Genomic DNA, 3341 nt, shown 5'->3' with positions numbered 1-3341 from the left:
TACCGGTAACCCTGCATATTCGGATTCGTCGTATTGGGGCGTGCGTGCACCTCTACGAGCTAGTGGTGGCGGCATCGTTTGGTAGGCGGGACGGGGCTGGCCGCAGGTCGGTCGTGGATACTCACCGCGGTCCGCGTTGGTCAGATTTCTGTTGCTGTGGGGTAGCGCGACCATGGTTGCCCTGCGAGTTGTGCATGTCGTTGGGTGCAATTGTGGCTGTAGCCCAGGAGGTGGGCCACGACGGGCGGGGGTATCTCGGCGACGAGGTTTTGCAGCGCGGAATTGCGCGCGCCGAGCAGGTCAATACCCAGGGTGCGCAGCGCCATCATCATGGTGTGTGGATCGAGGTGCTTGCCGGCGCGGTGGCCGGGGAATAGCCATGGGTTAGCGACGCTTCCTCCGGCGGTTCGAAGGTTGGGCCGGTTGTGCAGGTGATGGTTGAGCAGCTCGGCGAAGGGTTCAGGTACTGGAACGGGTTCAGCCCCAAGCGATATGCGCGTCTGGCGTTGGTTGATAGTGATTGCCGCTGTGGGCAGGGCGACGATTTTCATCAGGGGTTGGGCGTAGAGCAGCAGTAGCGTGCCGGCGATACGGTAGGGCAGTGATTCCGTGTCGCCGATGAGTAGTTCTCTAATCCATGCCAGCCGCTGGTCCTGGGTCAGCAAGCGGGTGTTTTTGGCGTGTGGGGCGTCGAGGTGCAGCGCGGTGTTGATCTTGCTCTTGTGGGTCCAGGCGATGAACGTGCGGATCTTGGTGCGGGTTGTCGGTCCGGTGGCAAGCCACTCGTCGATGTCTTGCTGTCGGCAGGTCGCCGCGGTGCGGTGATGGGTTTCATGCAGCCAGGTGAGGAACTTGATTGTCTCGCTGGTCTCTTGTCTGGCTGAATGTGTTGGGCCATGGGAGGTTTGCCCTGATGCGGAGTTTCGGCGTAGGCGGTGTAGATGATGCCAGGTGGCGAACTGTTCGACGGGGGCTCGGATAGCGGGTTCGCGGATGGTGTCGAGTTTGGAGGCCAGCCAGGACTGGAAACGGGCCAGGGGTTCATCGCGTTTTGGGAGCAGGCCGTGGTGCTCGAGCAGGCTGCGTAGATGTGAGACCTGTCGGCTTTGGCCGGCGGCATCAAGACCGTCGTGGCTGAGCGGGATATCTCCACCGGCCAGGCCGGTCAGCAGCGCTCGAACGGTGGGGGAGCGTTTCCAGGACAGGATGCTTTCGGGCCGGTCGACTTCGCAGAGGATGGTTACGATGGTGCTCATGGTCGCTGGGTGCGCGGCGCCGTCGATCATTAGAGCGGTGAGGTCCTCGCGAAGTGCGCAGCGTGCGCATTGCCCGGCGCGGTAGATCTGGCCTTCGGTGTGACAGGTTGCGCATCGGTAGTGGCCGGGGATGCTGGCGCATGACAGGCATACCGGTCGCGGATCCGTGTGGTTGAGCCGGCCGGGTAGTACGCCGTCGTGCCCGCAGATGGGACAGGTGCCGCGGGTGCGCATCGCGGTGTAAAAGCAGCTGTTGCACAGCTGCTCGGTCGGCCAGTTCACACGTAGCTGGTTGGCCATACGGTGGCATCGGGTGCAGCCTAAGGCTCCGTTGCGTACCTGGGGTCGTCCGCGGGAGGCGGGTCGCCGGTTGGGGTTAATCGTCATCGCGGATCACGCGGGCCCGGCGGGGACGCGCGGATTTATTCAGGTCGACGACGTTCGGGCGCTCCGTCGTAGTTGATGCGGCGGCTTTCTTGCGGCGGACGTCGCTGGCGGTGACGGTCAGAATGTCCTCGACTCCGCAGTCAAAGATGTCGCACAGTGCGGCCAGCAGATGCAATGAGAGCCGTTCGGGCCGTTGGTATACCACTCGATACACCTGCGGCCGCGACAGCACGACACCGCGTTCGGCGAGCCGAGGGATCAGGTCGGTGCTGTTGTGCAGACCATGGGCGGCCATGATTTCTGGCAGTCGCCAGTGGTAGTCGACTTGTCGTTTCACGAGTCCTCCTGCAGGCTGAGTCCGAGTGCGTCATCGAGCGTCGCGTCGAGTACCCGGCGCAGCGTGCGGATGCGGAAATCGCTGGACACGCAGGTGTATAGCGCTGTGGTGCTGGCGTGTTCATGGCCCAACTGGTGCTGGACGAACATCGGGTCCCAGCCATCTTCAATAAGGTGGGTGGCATAGGAACGGCGCAGCGAGTGCAGGTCCAGTCCGGCCGACAGGCCGAGGTCGTTGCAGTAGCGGCGGAACCGGCGCAGCAGCGTGTCTTCGCCCACCAGCGCTCCGCGCTCGCTGGGGAACAGGTCGATGCCGTCGTCCATGCATTGTTGTCCGTGGGCCAGCCAGTCGGCGATCACCTCCGGCGTCCAGTCGAAGACGGTCAGTACACTGCGGCGTTTGTGCGCGGATCCACGTTTCGCTTTGCCGTAGCGGACGTGGGTGACGCCGTAGCGGCCGAACTCGCGGGCGTGTGGATTACGGGCGAAGTCAACAGTCTGTAGGTGTCGGAGTTCGTTAAACCGCAGGCCGTAGGAGTAGGCGAGTTTGAACATCACCGCGTCACGGTAGGCCGGCAACCATCCCTTGCGCGCCGACGCGGCGATCAGCACAACTTGGTCATCGGCGTGGTCGAAGAACTTTTGGAGTTCCTGTTTGGTGAAGGCCCGCTTTGTCGGCGACTGTTCATTGTCTTGGACATGTGCGGCGGTGTTCCACTCGAAGAACACCTGGGCGGGATGGGTACCGAATCGCTGCTCGCACACCCGATCCCAGCCGTAGTCGGGATGACTGACATAGGAACAGAACAGGCGTAACGCGTTCTGGTATCCGCGGATCGTCGACTGTCTACGGCGCGATATCGAGCGCAGGTCGCTGAAGAACTCCTCAACCATCGCCGGTGTCCACGTCCACGGAAACTCATTGGTGTAGGCCAGAAACCGCTCAACGAGCCCGATCCGCTGTTCGATCGTGTCGTGCGCGAGGTTGCGGCACAGTTGCTGATTGCGCCATCCCTCGAGCATCTCCGCAACCGTTTGTGCCTCAGGATGCAGCAGCGGAACTGAGTCGACAACGTAGAACCGGCCGCTCTTATCGACAGGCAAAACGGCCTCCGGGGTGGGCTCGGGTGCTGAATCATTGAATCATACAATGAATCATTACCACATCGGCGCACCTCAGCGCCATACTTCTCAGCGATCGGCTACACGCGTTGAGAGAGACCGGATTGCCAAGCCCTTTGGAGGACTGCTTCGACGGCCATATCAGCGCAGCTCAGCATGGGTCTCGCCCGAAGATCGCGTGACGAGTCACGGCAACCGGGAGTGAAGACAGTGATTCATCTGATGCAATATGCAGACAAA

At 62.0% G+C, this 3341-nt stretch carries 3 protein-coding genes; all 3 read right to left on the bottom strand.

What is annotated here, in order from left to right; translation table 11 throughout:
* Positions 1 to 140: 140 nt before the first annotated feature.
* The 3 genes from A5759_RS10500 to A5759_RS10490 all read right to left on the bottom strand — a co-directional run bounded on the left by A5759_RS10500 (position 141) and on the right by A5759_RS10490 (position 3083).
* On the bottom strand, positions 141 to 1556 hold the full coding sequence (locus A5759_RS10500; protein WP_068197160.1) for a recombinase XerD: 1416 nt from the start codon (positions 1554 to 1556) through the stop codon (positions 141 to 143).
* Positions 1557 to 1632: 76 nt separating this feature from the next.
* Positions 1633 to 1980, bottom strand: a complete 348-nt coding sequence (locus A5759_RS10495) for a helix-turn-helix transcriptional regulator (protein ID WP_068197146.1) — start codon at positions 1978 to 1980, stop codon at positions 1633 to 1635.
* Entirely contained in the window at positions 1977 to 3083 is a 1107-nt protein-coding gene (locus A5759_RS10490) for a site-specific integrase (protein WP_068197143.1), read from the bottom strand. The genes A5759_RS10495 and A5759_RS10490 overlap by 4 nt, the downstream gene beginning before the upstream one ends.
* Positions 3084 to 3341 lie beyond the last annotated feature (258 nt).

The sequence above is a fragment of the Mycobacterium sp. 852014-52144_SCH5372336 genome (assembly GCF_001665615.1).
In the GTDB taxonomy this organism is placed as follows: domain Bacteria; phylum Actinomycetota; class Actinomycetes; order Mycobacteriales; family Mycobacteriaceae; genus Mycobacterium; species Mycobacterium neumannii_A.
This window is presented reverse-complemented; position numbering and strand designations above follow the sequence as displayed.